Source organism: Enterococcus sp. AMC1623 (genome assembly GCF_058216495.1).
This window is the reverse complement of sequence record NZ_CM177096.1, coordinates 2,980,549-3,001,250: the sequence shown is the minus strand read 5'-3', so window position 1 is coordinate 3,001,250 and position 20,702 is coordinate 2,980,549. Positions and strand designations below refer to the sequence as shown.

At 36.7% G+C, this 20,702-nt stretch carries 24 protein-coding genes; 6 read left to right on the top strand and 18 right to left on the bottom strand.

Annotated elements, in window-relative coordinates:
* Positions 1–133: 133 nt before the first annotated feature.
* The 3 genes from AC4BC7_RS14780 to pepA form a co-directional block, all read right to left on the bottom strand.
* Positions 134–595, bottom strand: coding sequence for a universal stress protein (locus tag AC4BC7_RS14780; protein WP_207942515.1), 462 nt, complete (start codon positions 593–595; stop codon positions 134–136).
* Between the two features lie 25 nt (positions 596–620).
* Positions 621–932, bottom strand: coding sequence for a thioredoxin family protein (locus AC4BC7_RS14775; protein WP_207942516.1), 312 nt, complete (start codon positions 930–932; stop codon positions 621–623).
* Between the two features lie 97 nt (positions 933–1,029).
* Positions 1,030–2,106, bottom strand: coding sequence for a glutamyl aminopeptidase (gene pepA, locus AC4BC7_RS14770; RefSeq protein WP_207942562.1), 1,077 nt, complete (start codon positions 2,104–2,106; stop codon positions 1,030–1,032).
* Between the two features lie 129 nt (positions 2,107–2,235).
* Here pepA and AC4BC7_RS14765 point away from each other — a divergent pair, with 129 nt between their 5' ends.
* Complete coding sequence (locus AC4BC7_RS14765) at positions 2,236–2,574, top strand: PepSY domain-containing protein (protein WP_207942517.1); 339 nt, start codon at positions 2,236–2,238, stop codon at positions 2,572–2,574.
* Positions 2,575–2,592: 18 nt separating this feature from the next.
* Positions 2,593–2,973, top strand: a complete 381-nt coding sequence (locus AC4BC7_RS14760; protein WP_207942563.1) for a PH domain-containing protein — start codon at positions 2,593–2,595, stop codon at positions 2,971–2,973.
* A gap of 36 nt (positions 2,974–3,009) precedes the next feature.
* Here AC4BC7_RS14760 and pepV read toward each other — a convergent pair whose 3' ends face one another.
* Complete coding sequence (gene pepV, locus AC4BC7_RS14755; protein WP_490503239.1) at positions 3,010–4,422, bottom strand: dipeptidase PepV; 1,413 nt, start codon at positions 4,420–4,422, stop codon at positions 3,010–3,012.
* Between the two features lie 132 nt (positions 4,423–4,554).
* Between pepV and AC4BC7_RS14750 the strand changes: the two genes are divergently transcribed.
* Positions 4,555–5,379: an NAD(P)H-hydrate dehydratase gene (locus AC4BC7_RS14750; protein WP_490503238.1), complete on the top strand. Its 825-nt coding sequence runs from the start codon at positions 4,555–4,557 to the stop codon at positions 5,377–5,379.
* A gap of 63 nt (positions 5,380–5,442) precedes the next feature.
* Positions 5,443–7,572 (top strand): HelD family protein, encoded by a 2,130-nt coding sequence (locus AC4BC7_RS14745; protein WP_490503237.1) that lies wholly within the window; start codon positions 5,443–5,445, stop codon positions 7,570–7,572.
* A gap of 74 nt (positions 7,573–7,646) precedes the next feature.
* On the opposite strand, the gene AC4BC7_RS14740 is transcribed toward AC4BC7_RS14745, so the two are convergent.
* The 8 genes from AC4BC7_RS14740 to ykzS all read right to left on the bottom strand — a co-directional run bounded on the left by AC4BC7_RS14740 (position 7,647) and on the right by ykzS (position 12,139).
* Positions 7,647–8,831, bottom strand: a complete 1,185-nt coding sequence (locus AC4BC7_RS14740; RefSeq protein ID WP_207942521.1) for an acetate/propionate family kinase — start codon at positions 8,829–8,831, stop codon at positions 7,647–7,649.
* Positions 8,832–8,893: 62 nt separating this feature from the next.
* Entirely contained in the window at positions 8,894–9,904 is a 1,011-nt protein-coding gene (locus tag AC4BC7_RS14735) for a class I SAM-dependent methyltransferase (protein WP_207942522.1), read from the bottom strand.
* 185 nt (positions 9,905–10,089) lie between these two features.
* Positions 10,090–10,509, bottom strand: coding sequence for a competence type IV pilus minor pilin ComGG (gene comGG / locus AC4BC7_RS14730; protein ID WP_207942523.1), 420 nt, complete (start codon positions 10,507–10,509; stop codon positions 10,090–10,092).
* On the bottom strand, positions 10,490–10,918 hold the full coding sequence (comGF, locus tag AC4BC7_RS14725; RefSeq protein WP_207942524.1) for a competence type IV pilus minor pilin ComGF: 429 nt from the start codon (positions 10,916–10,918) through the stop codon (positions 10,490–10,492). The genes comGG and comGF overlap by 20 nt, the downstream gene beginning before the upstream one ends.
* Positions 10,908–11,240: a PilV family protein gene (locus tag AC4BC7_RS14720; protein ID WP_243430758.1), complete on the bottom strand. Its 333-nt coding sequence runs from the start codon at positions 11,238–11,240 to the stop codon at positions 10,908–10,910. Before AC4BC7_RS14720 ends, comGF begins: the two co-directional genes overlap by 11 nt.
* Positions 11,200–11,640 carry a competence type IV pilus minor pilin ComGD gene (gene comGD / locus AC4BC7_RS14715; RefSeq protein ID WP_207942526.1) on the bottom strand — a complete coding sequence of 147 codons (441 nt, stop codon included), beginning with the start codon at positions 11,638–11,640 and terminating at the stop codon, positions 11,200–11,202. The genes AC4BC7_RS14720 and comGD overlap by 41 nt, the downstream gene beginning before the upstream one ends.
* Positions 11,641–11,644: 4 nt before the next feature.
* Positions 11,645–11,836 (bottom strand): competence type IV pilus major pilin ComGC, encoded by a 192-nt coding sequence (locus AC4BC7_RS14710; protein WP_490504441.1) that lies wholly within the window; start codon positions 11,834–11,836, stop codon positions 11,645–11,647.
* 117 nt (positions 11,837–11,953) lie between these two features.
* On the bottom strand, positions 11,954–12,139 hold the full coding sequence (gene ykzS / locus AC4BC7_RS14705; RefSeq protein WP_490503236.1) for a protein YkzS: 186 nt from the start codon (positions 12,137–12,139) through the stop codon (positions 11,954–11,956).
* Between the two features lie 347 nt (positions 12,140–12,486).
* Between ykzS and AC4BC7_RS14700 the strand changes: the two genes are divergently transcribed.
* Complete coding sequence (locus AC4BC7_RS14700; RefSeq protein WP_490503235.1) at positions 12,487–12,774, top strand: hypothetical protein; 288 nt, start codon at positions 12,487–12,489, stop codon at positions 12,772–12,774.
* A 34-nt stretch (positions 12,775–12,808) separates the two neighbouring features.
* Positions 12,809–12,979: a hypothetical protein gene (locus AC4BC7_RS14695; protein WP_490503234.1), complete on the top strand. Its 171-nt coding sequence runs from the start codon at positions 12,809–12,811 to the stop codon at positions 12,977–12,979.
* Positions 12,980–13,057: 78 nt separating this feature from the next.
* Here AC4BC7_RS14695 and AC4BC7_RS14690 read toward each other — a convergent pair whose 3' ends face one another.
* The 6 genes from AC4BC7_RS14690 to AC4BC7_RS14665 form a co-directional block, all read right to left on the bottom strand.
* Positions 13,058–14,041 carry an N-acetylmuramoyl-L-alanine amidase gene (locus tag AC4BC7_RS14690; RefSeq protein WP_490503233.1) on the bottom strand — a complete coding sequence of 328 codons (984 nt, stop codon included), beginning with the start codon at positions 14,039–14,041 and terminating at the stop codon, positions 13,058–13,060.
* Between the two features lie 165 nt (positions 14,042–14,206).
* Positions 14,207–14,416 (bottom strand): phage holin, encoded by a 210-nt coding sequence (locus AC4BC7_RS14685; RefSeq protein WP_490503232.1) that lies wholly within the window; start codon positions 14,414–14,416, stop codon positions 14,207–14,209.
* 1 nt (position 14,417) lies between these two features.
* Positions 14,418–14,708 carry a hypothetical protein gene (locus tag AC4BC7_RS14680; RefSeq protein WP_490503231.1) on the bottom strand — a complete coding sequence of 97 codons (291 nt, stop codon included), beginning with the start codon at positions 14,706–14,708 and terminating at the stop codon, positions 14,418–14,420.
* A 58-nt stretch (positions 14,709–14,766) separates the two neighbouring features.
* The gene (locus AC4BC7_RS14675) at positions 14,767–14,988 is read right to left on the bottom strand and encodes a hypothetical protein (protein ID WP_490503230.1); all 222 of its coding nucleotides are present in this window, start codon (positions 14,986–14,988) and stop codon (positions 14,767–14,769) included.
* Between the two features lie 44 nt (positions 14,989–15,032).
* Positions 15,033–15,446, bottom strand: coding sequence for a DUF1617 family protein (locus AC4BC7_RS14670; protein ID WP_490503229.1), 414 nt, complete (start codon positions 15,444–15,446; stop codon positions 15,033–15,035).
* Positions 15,447–15,468: 22 nt separating this feature from the next.
* Complete coding sequence (locus AC4BC7_RS14665; protein ID WP_490503228.1) at positions 15,469–20,691, bottom strand: hypothetical protein; 5,223 nt, start codon at positions 20,689–20,691, stop codon at positions 15,469–15,471.
* Between the last annotated feature and the right edge of the window lie 11 nt (positions 20,692–20,702).

Here is a 20,702-nt window from a genome sequence, read left to right as displayed (position 1 = left end):
TTATCAATAGATATTGTTGTTCGAGGTATTGTGGCAATTGTTGCGGTTATTCTCCTGTTTTGGTTCTTAACACGTTAATCGAAAAGACCTGTTTATTCGGCAGGTCTTTTTTTTATCAAAAAAAGAAGACTGATTACTCAGCCTTCCCTTTCGTTGGTGTCACAACTAAAACATCACAGGGTGCTTCACGAATGACATAACTTGCCACACTTCCCACCATCAAGCGTTCAACTGCATTTAATCCCGATTGTCCCACCATGACTAAATCTACGCCATATTTTTGTGGTAAATCACGTGCTAACGCTGTTTTTGGTGATCCAAAGACGACCACACCTTCGACATCATGAAAAGAAACAGAAGCCGCATATTCTTTTGCCTCATCAATCATTTCTTGTGCTTCGTCTTCTTCTTTTTCTAAAACGGACTCACTTAATGGTGCATAGCCCATCGTCGTTGGTAATTGAGGTTCAATAATTGCCGCAACAACTACTTTCCCCTCATTTCTACGAGCAACTTCAACTGCTTTTTCAAATGCTTCTTTTGCTTGTTCTGAACCATCGATACCGACTAAAACTGTTTGATAGTTTTGTTCCATTGTGCTCACCCTTCCATTTTTTATCTTAAAGACTACGAAGAAACGTTTCGATTTCTTCTTTTGTCTTGCGCTCTTTGTTGACTAATCTCCCTAATTCTTTTCCGTCTTGAATTACAACAAAACTTGGAATACCAAAAATATTCCATTCTGAAGCAACGTCAATATATTCATCGCGATCGACTTCAATAAATTGATACTCTGGAAAATCTGCTTCAATTTCAGGCATTGCAGGCTTGATAAAACGACAATCACCACACCAATCTGCGGTGAAGAAAAACACGTTTTTACCTTGCTCTACATAACCCGCAAGTTCTTCTAAATTTTTAGGAATAATCATTCACTCGCCCACTTTCTTCTTTATTAACTTCAGTATACTCTTTTTAATCAATGAAAAAAAGCTATCCAAACTAGTTTCGTTTGAATAGCTTTGATAATTATTGACCTTCAATAATCGTATTGATTGTGCTTTGATCTAACCCGCGTAATGTTTGAATCAACATTTCTTGTGCTGCATCATAATCGGCAATACTAAACATTGTTTGGTGCGTATGAATATAACGACCAACCACGCCAATAACTGTACTTGGAATTCCTTCGTTCGCAGTATGAGCTGCTCCAGCATCGGTTCCACCTTTTGAAACAAAATATTGGTAAGGAATATTGTGTGTTTCAGCAGTATCTAATAAATATTCTTTCAAGCGTGGCAACATAATTAAACCTGGATCGTAAATACGCATTAACGTCCCTTCACCTAAATGACCAAATGTGCCATTTTTAGTTACTGTGTCGTCTGCTGCAGAACAATCTACGGCAAAAAATAAATCCGGTTTGAATTTAGTCACAGATGGTTTTGAACCACGTAATCCAACTTCTTCTTGAACATTGGCACCTGCGATGAGTGTATGACCTAGTTTTTCGTCTTTAAGTGCTTCTAAAGCTTCTAAAACGACTGTACAGCCATAGCGATTATCCCACGCTTTTGAAATAATATTTTTGCCATTCGCTGTTTTAATTGTTTCGACTTGCGGAACAATCGTATCTCCTACACGCACCCCATAACTAGCGGCTTCTTCTCTAGAATCAAAACCTGCATCAAATAAAATATCCGTCACTTCTAGGGATTTTTGACCAGCTGTTCCACGTAATAAATGTGGTGGAATAGAAGAAGAAATACAAGGATAATCACCCTTAGCTGTTTTTAAAGTAAAGCGTTGCGCTGAAACAACGTATGGATTCCATCCTCCTAGTGGTGTCACTTTAAACAATCCACGATCAGTAATTTGCGTAATCATAAAACCGACTTCATCCATATGCGCTGCAACCATCACACGTGGTGCATCTGCGTCTTCATGATGACGAATCCCAAAAATACCGCCTAAACCGTCTTGTTGAATTTCATCAACCAGTGGCGTCATTTCTTTTCTCATATACGCACGAATTTCATGTTCAAAACCGCTTGTTCCTTGCATCTCTGTCAACTCTTTGATTCGTTGAAATGTTTTTTCTTGCATGTTTTTGTTTGACATTTGTCAAACCTAGCCCCCTTTATCAATAAAACTACCTATTCAGTATAACGCAAAACCAATAATATGGTAAAATAAACAGTAATTAGATTAGAGCTTAAGAAAAGAGGTCATAGTATGGCAACAAATCAACCGTTCAATTATTTCAAAAATGGTTTAGCAATTGGAGCAACTATTGGATTGGCAAGCGGAATTGCCGCAACTGTCTGGGTGAAAAATCGAAAAGAATTGTCTGCTGACGATGTCTTAAACCAAGTAAAACGCGCTTTTTTATTAGAGGGTCCAATTGAAGGCTCTTGGATTAACTTTGAGAAACAACCTTTACGTAAATTTGCTGTTCATTCGACAGCATATAACGGTGGCATTACTCGCATGGAAGATGGCGAGTTGGCTATTTATGAATTTTTAGCAGATACTAAAACAGGAACTGTTTTAGATATTACACGTTCAATTTAAAGAAAAGAGGAATGTATGATGGGTTTATTTGATGGATTAATGGGAAATGCAACTGAAGCCAATCACCAAGACATTACCAAGAAATTAGCTGATGTTTTAATACCAGATGAACAAGTCAATCTCGCCTTTAAACTAGTTCGTGACTTGGTCGTTTTCACTGATTATCGTTTAATTATTGTCGATAAACAAGGGGTCACAGGTAAAAAAGCGACTTATAAATCAATTCCCTATAAAAGTATTTCGCGTTTTAGTGTCGAAACATCCGGACATTTTGATTTAGATGCCGAATTAAAAATTTGGATTTCTAGCAGTGTCGAGCCGGCTGAAATGCTACAATTTAGAAAAGACAAAAATATTACTCAAATTCAAAAAGCACTTGCTACAGCTGTCTTAAGATAAACAAAACCGATGTGATTGCTCACATCGGTTTTTGTTTTATTTCGCCAATCTATAAATGGCATCCGCATAAATTACGGCTGCACGGAATAAATCGTCTAATTCCATGAATTCATTGGCTTGGTGCATGGTATCTGTATACCCAGGGAACATGGCGCCATAGGCAACCCCACGCTCTAATAAGCGACCATATGTGCCGCCACCGATAATTTGTTCAAACCCTTTTTCACCGGTATGTTCTTCGTAAACCGCTAATAATGTTTGTACCAACGGATCATCTTGAGGAACATAATGTGGTTTCATATGATGTGGTTCTGTTGAGAAAGTTGCACCTAATGAACCAAGTGTTTCTTGTAACCCAGCTTCAATGTTTTCTAACGTTGTTCCTTGAGGGTAACGGAAATTCAAGTTAACGAAAGCTTGATCTTTATCTGCTGAAAAATCAAATAAACCAGCGTTCATCGTTAATTTACCCATTTTTTCATCTTCATAAGCAGTGTGTAATTTTTCACCATAAACATCTTCATGAATGTATTCGGCGATAGCTTGAACAAAGTTTTTCGCACCACCAGAAAAATCGTAGTCGTTTAAGAATGCCGCTAAAAAGGTTGCCGCATTGATTCCGATTTGTGGACTTGCACCATGTGCGCCCTTACCAATTAGGTCAAAAGTAACCGTTAAGTCTTCAACAGTGCTTGTCCCCTTCACTGGATTCGCTTCAAGGTAAGCAGTAAAGGCTGTTGTCAATTCCGTCACTTTTTCTACATTTGGAACAGTCACAACTGCCTTAGCTGTTCCTGGTACCATATTTGCACGTAGACCAGAAACAAAACTTTCTAAAGTATAGCTGCCTGTATTGCCACTTGGCAGATGAACAGCAACAGAAACATTCCCTTTTTCTCCATTGATAATTGGAAACTCTGCATCTGGTGAGAAACCAAAGTCTGGTTTTGCTTCATGTTCAAAATAGTAATCCATATCTGCCCAACCACTTTCTTCGTCAGAACCGACTACAAAGCGGATTTTTTTTGATAATGGTAATCCTAATTCTTTAATGATTTTCATTCCATAATACGCCGCCATGCTTGGACCTTTATCATCAGAAGAGCCACGAGCATAGATTTTATTATCTTTAATGACTGGTTCATAAGGATTGGTATCCCAACCATCACCAGCAGGTACAACGTCCATATGACCGAAAATCCCTAATGTTTCATCGCCTTCGCCATATTCAATGTGTCCAGCGTAATTGTCTACGTTTTTTACGATGAAACCATCACGCTCACCGTAAGCTAACATGTGTAATAATGCATCACGAGGTCCTGGTCCAAATGGAGCGTCTGGCGTTACTTTATCGTCTTCACGTTCACTTTTTACTTTCAATAAGTCGATTAAATCTTGCAACAAATCATCTTTTCTTGCATCGACTTCTTTTTGCCAATCAATTGTCATTTGATTCCCTCCAAATTCTATTCTCGTGTTCCATGATACCACTTCTAACATCGAAAGTGAAAAAGTTTTGCGTGGAGACTCTTTTTTGAAAAAAAGTTATAATAAATTAACTATAAAAAAGGACTGAAACGTATGAAACAACTAACAGAAAAATGTCTTGAAATCATTCAACCTCGCCCTAAAAATTCCCACAAAGGCACATTCGGTCGAGTCGTTTTAATTGGTGGCAATGCGCAATATGGTGGCGCAATTATGATGAGTGCCGAAGCTTGTGTACGTTCGGGTGCTGGTTTAGTGACTATCATTACCCATTCCAAGAATCATGCACCATTGCATGCGCGTCTTCCAGAAGTAATGGTCGTTGATTGGCAAGATGAAGACCTCATTGCGGACGTTTTTGCTACAGCTGATGTCTGTTTGATTGGTCCAGGACTTGGCTTAGAAAAACGTAGCAAAGAAATCCTTGCATTTGTTCTACAAAAACAAGATAAACAATGGTTCGTAATTGACGGTTCCGCGATTACCTTGATTTCCGAAGACAATCTATCTTTGCCAAAACCCAAACAAACCGTTTTTACACCGCATCAAATGGAATGGCAACGATTGAGTCACATTCCAATTTCTGAGCAAAATCAACAACTAAACCAATATGTGCAACAAAAATTACAAGCAACCATCGTCTTAAAAAGCCATCGTACCGAAATTTATCACCACACAGGAATTTATCAAAATCCTCTAGGGAATCCAGGAATGGCGACAGGTGGTACTGGTGATACTTTGGCAGGGATGATTACTGGTTTTCTGGCTCAATTTCCAAAAGATATTACTAGCATTCATGCTGCCGTTTATCTACACAGTTACATTGGTGATCAATTAGCAAAAGAGCGCTATGTGGTTTTACCCACCGAGATTAGTGCCGCTTTACCTTTTTGGATGAATTATTTCGCAAATGCTTGAAAAATAGTCAATTATCCCCTATAATTCTTGTTCTGTTAACTTTTTGACAAAAGGAGAATGTGTATGGTCAACACTGAATTTCAAAAAGAAAAAAATTATTTGTCACAAGTCTATCAACAATTACTACAAACAGAACAAGCACTACAAAAACTCGTTCAAACAGCCAAAGAAGATGGTTTAACTTCCTTACGCGAAATGGGTAAAGATGTCAGTCTCAACTTTGATAGTGTCCTTGACAATTTGGACACCTTCTCAATGCTTGAGATGAAAAATCGCGAAATCGATCAAATGAATATTAGAATTCAATCGAGCGAACGCACGTTACAACAAGTTCAACAACTACTGAAAAGTCCTTATTTTGGTAAAGTGACACTGACTTTTTCAGATGAAGAAACATCCGACGCCTTTTATTTCGGTCGTTACAATTTTACGAATGAAGCTGGTGAAACTTTAATTTTTGATTGGCGTTCCCCAATTGCCGAAACCTATTACAACAATATGTTAGGCGACTCTTATTATGAAGCCAATCAGCAACAAATTCCCGTCACTATTCTTGATCGACGCCAGCTTTTAATTGAAAAAAATCATTTACTTCAATATTTTGATACATCTGTCGCGATTCAAGACGATATTTTACTCGAAGCACTCAAACAAGATGCCACTCATCACATGCAAGATATTACCGCTACAATTCAAACCGAACAAAATAAAATTATTCGTGATACTCAACATGAGATTGTATTAGTTAATGGTGTCGCTGGTAGTGGTAAAACCTCGACAATCATGCAACGTATTGCGTATTTATTGTATTCATTCCGTAAACAAATGACTGCTGATAATTGTCTAATTTTATCTCCTAACCATCGTTTTATTGATTATATTTCAAATGTATTGCCTTCATTAGGTGAACGCACACCACTCAACTTAACCATCACGCAGTTTTTACAACAGTTTCTCACACTGCCACTTGAAGATGAAACCAGCTATTTTGAGCGAATTAGTAAAGCGACAGTCGATGAACAAACGACACAGTTACGTAGTTCCGCCTTTTTAACATTTCTAAAAAATACTACTTGCCAGCCGGATGATTTTTTTGAAGCAATTCACTACAAAAAGCAGGTACTGATTAGTCACGAAAAAATTAAAGCCCTCTACCAATCTACACCAGCACAAGCAACTATCCAAGATCGGATTCAAGCAACCAAAAAACTTTTACTTAGCGATTGGGAACGTCATTTATTGCATCAAGCAAAATCAGCTCGAATTCAAGATCAACTACTCGCTTTATCAGAAGCGCAGCAAATGCAGTACTTTGGAGAACTAATCACCGATGATTCCGAACAGCAACTGATTCATTATGCACAAACTTTGTTGCGAAAAAAATATCAACGCGTCCAAAAACAAATCGAACAACTCCGCTGGATCGATACACTTGCCATGTTTCAATCCTGCTTGCAGCGGTATACGAAAACAAAAGCTCCCCTCTCTACTACCATAAATGTAGATGAAGCAGTTGGTTTAGTTTTGATGACACATTGGTTTCTTGAAAAAATTGAAACACCTCATATGCACTATGTTTTTATTGATGAAGTACAAGACTATACACCAGCCCAACTAGTGCTATTAAACGAACTTTTCCCTAAAGCACGTTTTACCATGGTTGGCGATGAAAACCAAGCTATTTTCAATTCAACGAGTTCATTTAAAACGATTGCTAATCAATTTGTTCAGCGTCAATCAGTCATAGCCTATCCTTTGCTTTATAGTTATCGTTCGACAGGTGCCATTACTCAGTTATTCAATCAATTAACTACCCAAGAAATTACCATTATTCCTGTTCGTCCTTTGGGAAAAGTTCCGCAATATCTACCTATCGATACAACAACCGATTTGAATCCCTTACTCACAAGGATTGCTCAAGAAAATCAAACAACGACACTCACATTGTTAACCAAAACGGCTCAACAAGCTACTCAAATAAAAGAAAAATTAACTCTATCTGCAATTAATGTGACTGTTTTACCCATTAGTTTAGCGAAAGGTTTAGAATTCGATCATGTCGTACTCTATGATGTCTCTTCTGAAATGTATCATACACCACGAGACCGACGCATTTTATACACCGCTCTTTCTCGTGCAATGCAAACAATCACTTTACTGTATTCGCAGCAACTGACGAATTTCTTGCAATAAAAAAAAAAGCAACCAATTAATGCCGACTCTCACTGAATGAGGTGCATTAATTGGTTGTTTGTTTTTATTCGATTTTATCCGCGTAACGCTTCAACATCGCGAGCGATAACTAATTCTTCGTCTGTTGGAATTAACAATACTTTTACTTTTGATTCTGGTGTAGAGATTTCTAATTCTTTTCCACGTGTCGCATTTTTTTCTGGGTCTAATTCACAACCAAACCAAGTCATACCGTTAATGATGTTTGCACGAGCATTTGCATCATTTTCACCAATACCAGCTGTGAAGACAATCGCATCAACCCCGTTCATTACAGTTACGTAAGAACCGATATATTTACGGATACGGTCAGCAAAGATGTCTAAAGCTACTTGAACTTCTTCTTTGTCCATATTGTTTTCTAAGTCACGCATGTCACTTGAAATACCTGATAGGCCTTGTAAACCAGATTTTTTATTTAAGATGTTAAGCATTTCTTTGATATCAATGTTTAATTTATCCATTAAGAATGGTAAAATCGCTGGATCTAAGTCGCCTGAACGAGTTCCCATTGTTACGCCAGCTAAAGGTGTGAAGCCCATTGATGTATCAACTGATTTACCACCATCAACTGCTGTAATTGATGCACCGTTTCCTAAGTGACAAGTGATGATTTTTAATTCTTCGATTGGACGATCTAACATTTCAGCTGCACGATGCGCAACGTATTGATGACTTGTTCCATGAGCACCATATTTGCGTACGCCATATTCTTCATAGAATTCTTTTGGTAAGCTATATAGATAGTTTACTTTCGGCATAGTTGAATGGAATGCTGTATCGAAGACAGCTACACTCACAATATTTGGCAATAAGTGTTGGAATGCTTTGATTCCCATAATATTTGCAGGATTGTGTAAAGGAGCAAAATCAGCTAATTCTTCAATTTTTTCCATAACATCTTCATCGATAACTACTGATTTATCAAAATAGCTTCCGCCTTGAACTACACGGTGTCCTACACCTGTAATTTCATCGTAAGAGCTTAAAATGTTTAATTCAATCAATTGATCTAATAACATTTTAACAGCTATTTCATGGTCAGGGATATCAATAATTTGTTCGAATTTTTGGTCTTCCCCGTATTTAATGGTGAAGATAGAATCATTCAAACCAATACGTTCAACGATTCCTTTCGCTACTACTGTTTCTTCTGGCATTTGATATAATTGCCATTTTAGACTTGAACTTCCTGCATTAATTGCAATTGTTTTAGACATCTTATTTTCTCCCTTATTCTTATTATTTTAAATCCTCGAAAATACTTTTCAAGGTTCATAAACTAATTTAACTCATTGCTTTTTTTCCAAGTAATAAACTCTTGAAAGAACGCCGTTACATATTTTGTCTCTTTTAAAGAAGTCAATTTTGCTAGCAATACTTCTGGCACTTGCTTAACATCTGATCCTTTACGTTGTAGAATCAGAATACTTTTACGAGATATTTCATTTTTAAATAGTTCGTCAGGTAACTGAATAATTCCTTGCAAGTAAACGTTGTTACCTATCCATTGTTTCAAATAGTCACTTTGCTCTGTTTCTAAGAAGTTAGATGGCACTAAAAATAGACCAAACCCACCTTCTTTAACATAATTCATACTTTGTTCCATCAATAAATGATGAGCAAAAGTATGGCCATTTTCTGCAGCAGTTACAAATTCTTGGGCTTTTTCATCAATTGGATAATAACCAACAGGTAAATCACCTACTGCAACGTCGACTGGATCTACCAACAGACTTTGTAACCCATCTTGATGGAATAATTGGGTATCTGTGTTTAACCATTGGCTATTAACTGCAGCAACGCCAAGTAGCGTCTCATCATTATCCACACCAATACCTGAAATTTGATATTTTGCCAATTTCAAATTACTGATAATTGTTAATAATAAATTTCCCATTCCAACCGATAAATCTAAAACGGTTAACGGTTGCCCTTTTTTTGCTAATTGCTCAATTAAGAAAACAAATAAAAAGCCAATACTATCAGGTGTTAATTGATGGTTTGGCTGTAAGGGTTCTGTTTGCGCCCCTTTAAGTAACAACAACTGAGAAAGTTTACGAGTTTCTTCTTGTTCTAACGAAATCGTTTGTAATTTACGGTAGATGTCATTTACTTTTTCAGTAGTTTCTGCATTTGGAACTCCATCAATCACACGTACTTGATATTGATCAATGATATTTTCCACATGTTCTACATAGGCATCCAAATATGAGGACTCCAATGCAGTTTGCAACAATTGAATGGCTTCAAGATGCAAGTGGAAGCTTTCTTCAATTTTTTCTGGAAACATGGTGCACCTCATTTCAAGCTCTAAACTATAACAACTATTATACCTGTTTAATTTTATCCGATTTAGGTTAAATAATCAACAGCTTCCGCTTGTAATCCTTTATTTCCTTATGTATTTGTATTTTTGCGAACAATCTCACTAGATAAAGGAAAGGCTTTCATATGTATTCCCTCCCTTTATCTGTACTATTCTAGGCTTTCATCTGTTATTTCTTTGTTTGCATTTTCCTCTTCTTTTCTCTCTGGTTCTGTATTATTTCCCACATTTTCTGTATCGCTTTCTTTCAAAACTTCTTGGTATGTTTGTTGGTATTTACCTGCATAAGCGGTCACGATGAGTCGATTTTCTTGTACAGAATAACTGATTTTCCCCGTATTATAATAAACTTCACCCTTCATATTTTTTTCAGCAGGTACTTGCGAGTAATCTTGCAAAAATAATTCTGTCATGATGCGCATTTCATAATAGCGACGTGTCCGTGTCGAAAACTCTAGGGCATTCCGATAATTACCAATTAGGAACATTAACAATGCACTTAGCAAACCAATGGTAAAAATTGCTGTAATTAATATGCCACCTTGATGCTTAAAACGTCCATTTACCATCTCGTTTTTCTCCATTATTAAAAGTGATTTCAAAAGTTACACTATAAGGATATTGTATGAAAGTTACATTTTCGACAGAAGTTAAAATAGGTTCATACCCCCCATCATCACGAATGACGATTTCTTGATTTTTAGCATTGTATTCAATCCGACACTCATAGACTTTATTTTCAACAGCTCGTGGTTTATTAAAAAACACTTTGCTTCCTTGCGCTTTTACAAATTCACCTTCTGATAATTTCTGTTCAAATTGCAGTAAGAACACATGCCATTCTTGTTCGTGACGACCGAAAACCACTTCATTCATTTGTTTGCTTTGTATAATCATCCGTGGCACCAGCAATAGACAGAGACTAAATACTAACAGCGCAAGGAGACATTCAATTAGCGTAAATGCTTTATATTTCACGGTAAATACTCCATGAACGATTCTTTGATGCAATTGTTGCCTGGGTATGCGTTTGCGTTGTAATAGTAATTCTCTGATTCTTTTGATTTATCGTATACGGTGTTGCTACTGACATTTGGCGGTACTGCGAAACTTCCTCATACAGGGTCCGCAGCATCGCCACGTCCTGATAGGCTTGTTGGCTTTTTTTCACTAATTGGAGTTGACAGTCTTGATAATACAAAATACCCACAGTCAAAACACTAATGGCTACCAATGATTCTAATAAAATAAAGCCTTCTTTAAAGCGTCGTAACGACTTTGTTGTAATGTCCTTTTCCAAACAAGAAAACATAGGAAACTTTTTGCTTTTTATCTTGCCATATAAATTGAATTTGTCGTTGTTGCCCCACATTTCCTGTTCCTCCTGCAAATGAAATTTTTTTACTTAGTTTACTTGCTACTAAGGTATCTGGTACGGTTAAAGTTTCCAACCAATCTCCTGTTGTTAATTGAAATGCTAATTGTTTAAGATCCGGTTGGAGTATATCCGCACTTTTATTGGAGATAATCGCGACTTGCTGACTTGTTAAAATACTTTTTTCTAAACGGTCAAAAAAATAAAGTGTTTCTACAGTCTTGGTTGTTTCCCTAATCATCAGTGTTGGTAGACAAACAATGATTGAAACAATCATCAACACCACTAACGATTCGATTAATGTAAAAGCTGTATGTTTTCTCATCGGCCTATGGTTGCGCTGCCCGATAAATTTTTAACTGTTCGGCTGGAATTTCCCGAGTCATATCTTCTTCTGTCATTTTGCGATTATTTTCTAACTCAAATAAATCAATTTGAGTTTCAACTGATTTAACAACTGCTGAATCTCCTTGTTTTCTGACCGTTTCTTTCCCTTGCATTAAATTAGGAATAAATAACATCACTAAAATGCTGACTATTAAAAGGACAATCATCATTTCAATTAAGTATAGTAAATATATTGTTTCGTATAAGTGGAAAAAGAAAAATCCCTATCAACTCAACGATAGAGATTTTTTTCATAGTACGGTTGGATCGTATCTGTATGTAACATTGCCGTGATGTGCTGCTTCACCCACGATAAATTTTTTGTCTTCTCTTTTTAACCAAGCAGCTCGAAACTCCATAAAATTGTCATGACTGACTGCTATCTCTTTAATTTCACCTTGTACTAATTTCTCAATTTGTTCGTCATAATTATTCATCAATATCCCCTCCACAAATTAATTATATCATCAATTTTAAACTTTTGTTCGCTTGATTATACGAACATACATTCGTATAATAATTTTAACGAGAAATGCTAGGAGTGATTACATGACATGACTACTATAAAAGGTACTGTTAGTAAAATTAAAGTTTTAAAATTGTCCGTCTCCCCTCTCGTACGATTTAGTGTTGGTGATGTCAATTGTTTGATTGCTACAAACAGCCTTAATTTTATGTATGATGTCATGGAAGATTTCGAAGTGGTGATTAGCGGAACATATAATAATAGGAAACAATTTGTTGTTAAGCGTTACTGTGTGATAAATCAAAAGGTGGTGTCCGCATGAGAGCTCAAGAATTGCTGACAGCATTAAGTATCAAAGTTTTTACTACAGATTATGCAGGTATCTACTATAGTAAAGATAAGCAGATTATCCCTTTTACTACTATTGATGTAGATGGAACAGGAAACTTAGTTTTGTATCAAGAATCACGCAAACCTCCCCTATTGATTAAAGACTTACTTACTAAATTGATGCTCAATAAAAAGCGCCAAATCACGTATTGGGACGGCGAAGAAAAACTACCCCTGTTTGGTTATAAGATTGATGATAATAAGATAATTGTTTAAATTTATGCGTATCTCTTAATAAGGAGGTACGCTTATGTATTATTTTAAAAACACAATTGGTTATGTATATATTAAGCACAGTACAATATTTGTTAGCGCAAGGGATTATATGTTGATATACGTGATACATGACAAAGATAAATTAATCGATGCTTATGAGTTTGAAATAGCACGATTGATTGACGCTGAGATAAATTTATTGTAAACAAAAAACGGAGTAACCAATTAAGGCTACTCCGTTTTTACATAAGATAAATGACCTGTTGACATTTTTTATTTTGTGTTACTTATACTTAGTTACTGTGTCTTTGCGAGTAGTGATATACAAACCACTTTTCACCTTGAATCGTGGATATTTACCGCTATACTCAATAGCGACGACAGTAAGGATAGTACCTTTTTTGACTTTATTGCCGACTCGATTTTTTAGCGATACCTCTTTATATGCGTAATCGTCCTTGATTAGCTTGATTTGCGCAAATTTGGTTGTGTGGTAGTTATTGATGTCAAAAGTCGTTGGGGTATCTTTGACTAACTCAATGTCATTTTCGTGCGCCCAACCGCTAAATCCATTCCCTTTAACATGGTATCTCTTACCTTTTTTTACATCACGATCAATGGTTCCGATTTTTCCTTTACTTGAAGTCGAACGACCACGACCATCGCTATCAAGATATAAAGCAATTTTAACTCGTACTTTGTCTCCTGCTTTAAACTTATCTTTTGTTGGTGTATTCGGTTTAGATGTGCTAGTATCTTTACCATTTAGTTTGTTAAGTTCTGCCTGTACCATATTCAAAAATCGTTGCCAACCAAGGTCTAACGTACGATGTGGACAATATTTGTAATAAGTACCTTGCCAATAGTCTTGATGCTTTCCAACTTTGTTGATTCCCCAACCCTTTGATTTTAAAATCATCGCTACTAAAAGTGCTCCATTTTGTTCTGCTTTGGTAAATCTGCTACCACCACTTTTGCTGTAACAAATCTCAACACCAATTGTGTTTCTATTGCCTTTTCCACTTCCACCGTCACCAGCGTGCCATCCATTACGGTTTAAAGGCAATCCTTGTACTGCACGAACATCATCAACTGCATAGTGATAAGATACTTCGTAAGGATTGCCTTGCATATATGATACTTCCGCCATTGCACTCGCATCATTTGCTGTATTGTGTACTGTAATACCTGTTGGATTCATCGCAAATGGACACTTAACGTTATACTGTGATTGCGGTAAATTTACTTGTGTGATTGTTAAACTCATTATTTACCATCCTTTCCATCGTTCCCACGATTAAACGCGTTATCTTTAATATTTTGTTCATATTTTTCTTTGTCAAAATCCACTGTTTCTGTCGGTTTTAATAAATCTTTTTCTGCCATGTAAATCTCCTCCTAATTTCGAGTACAAAAAAAGGACTAGCAACCGCTAATCCTCTTTACTCTTGTTGTAATTTAATTGGCTAACGCCTGTCACCGCTCCTAAAAATACTGCTACAGCATTGATTGTCAACACAGTTAAATCTGTATACTCAAATCCGTAAGCCTTGCCTAATGCTCCTACGAGCAAAGATAAAGCAGGTAATACTGTTAGTACTACCCACTTGATGATTTGATAATGGTTATCTTTTAAAATCATATTATCCAACCTTTCTAAATAATGTTTTTAATTGCTCTCCATGCTCCACTAACTTTTCCTTATGACTATCCAAACGTCTATCATGTTCCTCTAACTCATCATGTATAGCAATCCTGTCTGATTTACTAGACTCCAAGTCTTTGTTAATCATATCTAAGGTGTGGCTCATCTTGGTTAGATTATCGGATATTTTTGTAAAATTAGTCATAATCGGTTTAACCAAGTATGATACAAGTCCAATAATCGCCATAATTGCTCCACACCAAGTTGCTATTGTTAATACATCTATCATTTGACACCTCCAACATAAAATTAAAAAGGACATCATAGAAATAATGTCCTTAAATTGATTAAATCCAACTAGAAATTTTTGTTCGGGCTAACGTATCAAAATCAGATTTACGTAAATCATCTAATTCTTCACCCGTTTGTAAATCTTCTTTAGCAATTTCAACGCTAGCCATAAAGTTATTTTCTCCAGAAAAACCTTTTTGTTGATACCCAACAAGTACCCCTACTGTAGTTCCGTTCTCGTCCATTTTGTATTTGTAGCTATTCATTACGATTTCCATGTTTGTTTCCTCCTAATATTTTTTTTGAATTAAAAAGCTAACGATTATTTTTCGTCAGCTTCTTTTTCCATTTCGTCTAATAAGCGATCATAAATTTCTGCTTGTGCACCCGATAGTTCGCCTTCATATTCATTTAAAATACGTGGCATTTCGTCAAAGTTCTTGGCAAATACGCCACCTTCAATAACAACTTCTTCGTCATACAAAACTTTTTGTTCCTTTTGAAATTCTTTGACTACTTCTTTATCTTGTTTTTCAACAGGAAGTAACTCATTGTTTTCATCCAACAAATCGAATTCTCCCATTAATACTTTTTCGGCTTCTACTAGCCCATCGAATGCACCTTGTAATTGTTTAACTAACTTTGTGCGGTGGCGACTGTCTTTACCTTTAATAGGCATATTTTGTAAAAAGTCAATTGCTGGAATTAATTCGTTGTTTTTTAAAGTAATTTTCATGTATTTTCCTCCTAAAAAAGCACTACGCCACTTGTTGACGTAATACTTCTATCTCTTGATTTAATTTTTGAATTTCAAATTTAAGTTTCTGAATTTCGAAATCACGATCAAAGTTTCCTAGTTTAAGCATTTGTATTTCTGATTCGTGGTCTTTGAGAATAACATTGTGGTACATGCTGATACGGTCATATGCTAATGACTCTACTTGACCATGATCTCCGTAGATAACTACCTCCGAAAGACCGAGCGCATCAAATTCATCCGCAATAAAACCATAGTGACGCTTGGTAGCTACACCATCAGCTAATTCACCTTTGTCTAGCCAAGATTTCGGTTGTAATCGTATAACTTTTTTTGCTTTACTAATCACATCATTAGCTATAAGTACGTTAGCTTTATACTTGAGAGCAGATGTCGAACGACCCAAAACTCCTTCGGCAGTAATAATCATATTGGCAGCACCAGAGTAGGTTCTAGCATAAATTGCATTTGAAGCAACTACACGACCACCGTTGATAGTCGAACCGTCTCTACCTATTCTAAAGTCTGCTGCAATTGTTCGAGTTTCGTTAAAATAGATATTCTGTTCAGCAAACACGACATCTGATAATGCCCTGTCCTGATTAATAGTTAAGGATTGATAATCTGCTGGCGCATTAATACGACCAGTTCGGACACCTGAAAGACCTCCGCCACCACGTACTTCAATGCCATTGCTAAAAGTTGCCATTCCCTCAAACCAACTACGACCGTCACCATATAGATGAATACCTGTATTTGTACTATCGTCCCAAGAGTCGTTAATCTCGATTTTCCCACCAACAATATCAACACGTCCATTAAGGCTCATGCTTGTTTTGTTGTTATATTGACGCATCTTGAAGTAATCTCCACCAACGAATGTTTCTGCGTAGTTTCTAAACGTCCCTCTATTGCCATTACTATCAAGATTGTAAACGTCGGCTAAATATTTTTGATAACGATAACCAAATTCATAATCTCCTACAAACCATCTTGGGTTATATGCACCGTCCAATGTATCTCCATAGTTATAATTGGCACGTATTCCATTGTTTGCACTTGCAATTGTGAGCCACCCGTTGACATTCAAGTCACCTGTATTTGCGGTAATTACAGATAAAGAATTAGCGCTAATTTTATTCGCATCTAAACTGATTATCTTAGCACTACTAATGGAAGCATCTTGAATCTTAGCATTGTTAATTGCACCATTCGCAATCTTGGCATTAACAATTGCAGCATCTCCAATTTTGACAGTAGAAATAGCGGCATCTGCTATTTTAGCGTTAGATACAGCTAAATTAGCTATTTTAGCATTGCTTACAGCCAAATCTTTGATGTGTCCAGTATCAACTGCTAGACTGGCTATTTTTGCCCCATCTACTGCTAAGTTTGCAATTTTGGCATTAGAAATAGCCGCATCTGCTACTTTTAAAGTAGTGATTGCAGCATTAGCTATCTTTCCTTCATTGACAGATAGGTTACCAATCTTAGCGTTAGTAACTGCTAAGTCTGCAATATGAGCATTTTTTATAGTCGCATCTTGAATATAAGTTGTAGTTGGTGTAACCATCAATACGTTATCGTTTGCTCTAATTAGGACTTTACCAGCCTGCACGTTTATCTGACCAATCAGTTCACTTTTAGTCACACGCAAATCAATCTGATCAGATAGTTGAGTGATTTGGGATTTGGCTGTAGCAATTTCAGCAGCATTACCTTGTAGAACACCAGTCCATTGGGTCCCTGATGGTAAGGAACTTACATTCGCTACACCATTTCTCCATGCCACAGATGCGCTACTTCCAGATGTATGGAAATTATATGGTTGAGAAGTAATAGCCGAATACTGCCAAGGTACTTTTAGATACAATGATACTTGAGAGCGTTCAGAAGTGCTTGAGGTTAACACCGCTACTAGATACTCAGGTATAAATCCACCATCCGCGTTCAGGACATGTAAATTTACTGACGGAGCACTACTCATGTCGCCACCTTGCCGTACTTTAACAACAGCTTCCATTTTACGAATATTGCCTTCTCTGTCGTTCATATATAGACCAAAACTAGCTGTGGCCCATGTGGAAGTAAGAGTAACAGTGCATAGAGGGATATATAAATTAGTAGCAGAACTGGTGGATGCCGAATCCATACGTATATCGTCCATCTTCTTACTTAAATCACTAACCACACTAGAAATTTGTCCTGATAGCTGACTAATCTGTGACTTATCCGCCTTATTAGAAACTGTTGTCTGTAATCCTGACACGTTTTGTTCTACAGATGAAACTCTACCTTGCGCATCTGTTGCTATTGTCTTAGCTCCGTCCGCTGTTTGTTGAGCAGTAGTGATTCTGCCATTATGAGCTTGTATAGTTTGAGTATGGCTATCAACAGTATCCTTAACAGAGTTCAAAGTAGTGACTGTTGCTTTTCCATTCAAATCCGTCTGCATTGTCGAAATAGTTTGAGTGGTTGAACTAACTGTTTGTTCAACGGTATTTAATGATGTTTTTGTCGCATAAGTGGATTGCACTGTTTGCTTAAATCCATTCACATCTTGTTTAAATTCAGAGAACTGTTTGATTTTTGTATAATCAGACAATGAAAGTTGATGTGGTTTCGCTTTAACTCCTTTGACAACCATAATATCTTTAATTCTGATAGCATAAGTTGTTCCAGAAAGTGCCATGATAGAGACAGAAGGTGAATTAGTAACCATTTTTATATTATCGAGATAGTAGGTTGTTGGGGAATCAGTTAAGGTAACAGTTTCATTATCAAAGTAACTTCCAATACTAATCTTCCTACCACTTGTTAGAGCGTATCCTGTAAAACTGATTGAAAATGCTTCTCCCACAGATACAGTAGCAAGTATATTGTTGATCATCGCTCTTGTGTCTTTTGAAGTTGGATTGACAAATTGAATATTAAGATATTCCCCAACCATACTTAGATTGGTATTGCTGGTGGACCACTGTGATAGATTATCTGAATAATCACTGTATGGCATTAAGTTAAGGTCAGAAAAGTCTAAGTCACCTATCTCGGTCTCTATATTACCAATAGTTGACTGCAAACCTGAATAACTAGTCTTAAGAGTGCCAATTTCCGTAGAATTATTGGTCGCCTTAGTATTAGTAGCAGTAATAGAACCTTCAGCAATACCAACTCTAGATTCTAAGGAAGTAATCTTTCCTCCCTGTGTGGAAGTTGTGTTAACTACTGAAGTTATGCTGTTTTCATTTTCAGAAATGCGTTGATTAATGGCATTAGTTTTTGTAGTTACTTCAGCTACAGTAGAATAATCTTCAAAAGCAGGAGACCATGCAGTTGCTTGATTGCCCTCTTCTAATTGATATTCCTCATATTTAACATTAATACCAGTTGTTTCACCTAATTTTCCTGAATAAACTAGTAAATTATAGTCAAACCTATTGTCTGTAGTAAAAGTTGTAACAATTTTACCGTTAACAATTGGAACATGTATTGTTGGCATATTATTGCCTGTTGCAAGATATGGATAAACACTAATAACATTGGTAGAACCTTTCGTAACAGTTACTTTTGAACTAAAAGTATAAGTGGTATTTCTCTTTAGTCCCTTATAAATCACTTTATATACATGAGTAAATGTACCAATTAACTCAAATGGGTTTGAACTATCTTTAATAAGATTTCTTCCTCCAAATTGCATTCCATCCACTGTTGCTGTAACAGTCTGTAATTGGCTAGTATGCTCATTTAACTTCCCGTTAATTGTAGAAACTTGGCTGTTAAGACTAGTTTGTGTTGCATAACCTTTTCCATTAACTAATGACTCTACTTGTGTAGCTGTTAAGCGCTGGGAAATTTGACCTGCTTGAGCGCTAATCTGACCTTCTGCTGTGGAAACTCTACCTGTTAGAGTGTTCACAGTGGATTGATTAGCTTTAAGTGTAATATCAGTTTTATTTTGATTAATCTGAGTACCTTGATTAGATACAGTACCTTGTAAAGTGTTAAAAGTAGTTTGGCTGACTTTTTGGGATAGTTCTCCATTGATAGTAGAAATCTGCACTTGAACATCTTCTAGAGCTGGTGTCCAAGGTGTTGCAATATTCCCCATTTCCCACTGAATATTAGTTATTTCTAAGCTAACAGTTGTCGGAATGTTATCTCCACGGAATTGTACGCCTCTGATTAAATCATTCATAAATGAATCAGTTAATTGATAAACATTTCTAATTTTGATTGTCTCTTCTTTTACAATATTTTGGGTACCACTGATATTCACCCATACTCCACTAACAGTTTGAAATTTGAAATCTCCACTAAAGCCACTGCCTGTAATTTTCACATCTGCACTAAAAACAATGAAATCACCTACAGAAGCAAAAGCATTCAAAGGTGATTTAGAAAAATATAAAGGTGGAAGAGTTTGATTAGTTTTATTTTCTCCAGTAAGAGATAGAGATTTCCCAGTATCTAATAACCAGTTACGCCCTCCAACTTCCATATTGTTGTACGCATCTAGCGATGCTTTGGCATCAGTGACAGCAGTTCCAGCCTGACCAATTGCATTTAGAGCATCTTGTTTAGCCTGATTGGCAGTAGTCACTGCATTAGACACAGCGCTTGAAGCACTTTCTGCAATTTGTTTGGCTGTTGCAGATTGACTAATAGCATTTAAAGCATCTTGTTTGGCTGCATCTGCTAGTTGTTTTGCATCTTGTGCTTGTGTCTTACTGAAACCAGCGTCCTCAACTGCCTGATTGGCTTTATTTACAGCATTATTTGCATTTGTAATAGCTGTGGCAGATTCTGTTTTAGCTTGTCCAGCTAATGACTCTGCACGTTGTCCTGCTGCTTTCGCATCTTCTCCAGCTATTTTTGCAAGTTCAGCTTCTGCTTTGGCTTCCTCTCCTGCTTGTTTGGCTTCTTCGCCCGCTTGCTTAGCTTCGTTGCCTAGCTGTTCCGCTCGTTCACCAGCTTCCTTAGCCTCTTCTCCTGCTTGTTTTGCAGCATTCACTTCCGTTTGTAATTCATCCCATAAGTTTGGATCTTGTTCTTTTAAAGACGTTTCATAATTAATCCATGCGCCATTTTTGTAAACTTTAAGGATAGGAGGAGTTTGACTTTCGTCTCGCCACTTCTGACCTTCGACTGGATTAGTTGGTTGCGTCACACTTTCCTTTGTATCTAAATAATTTGTTATGTTTGCCGAAGCAATAAGAATCGGCATAGAAACACCTC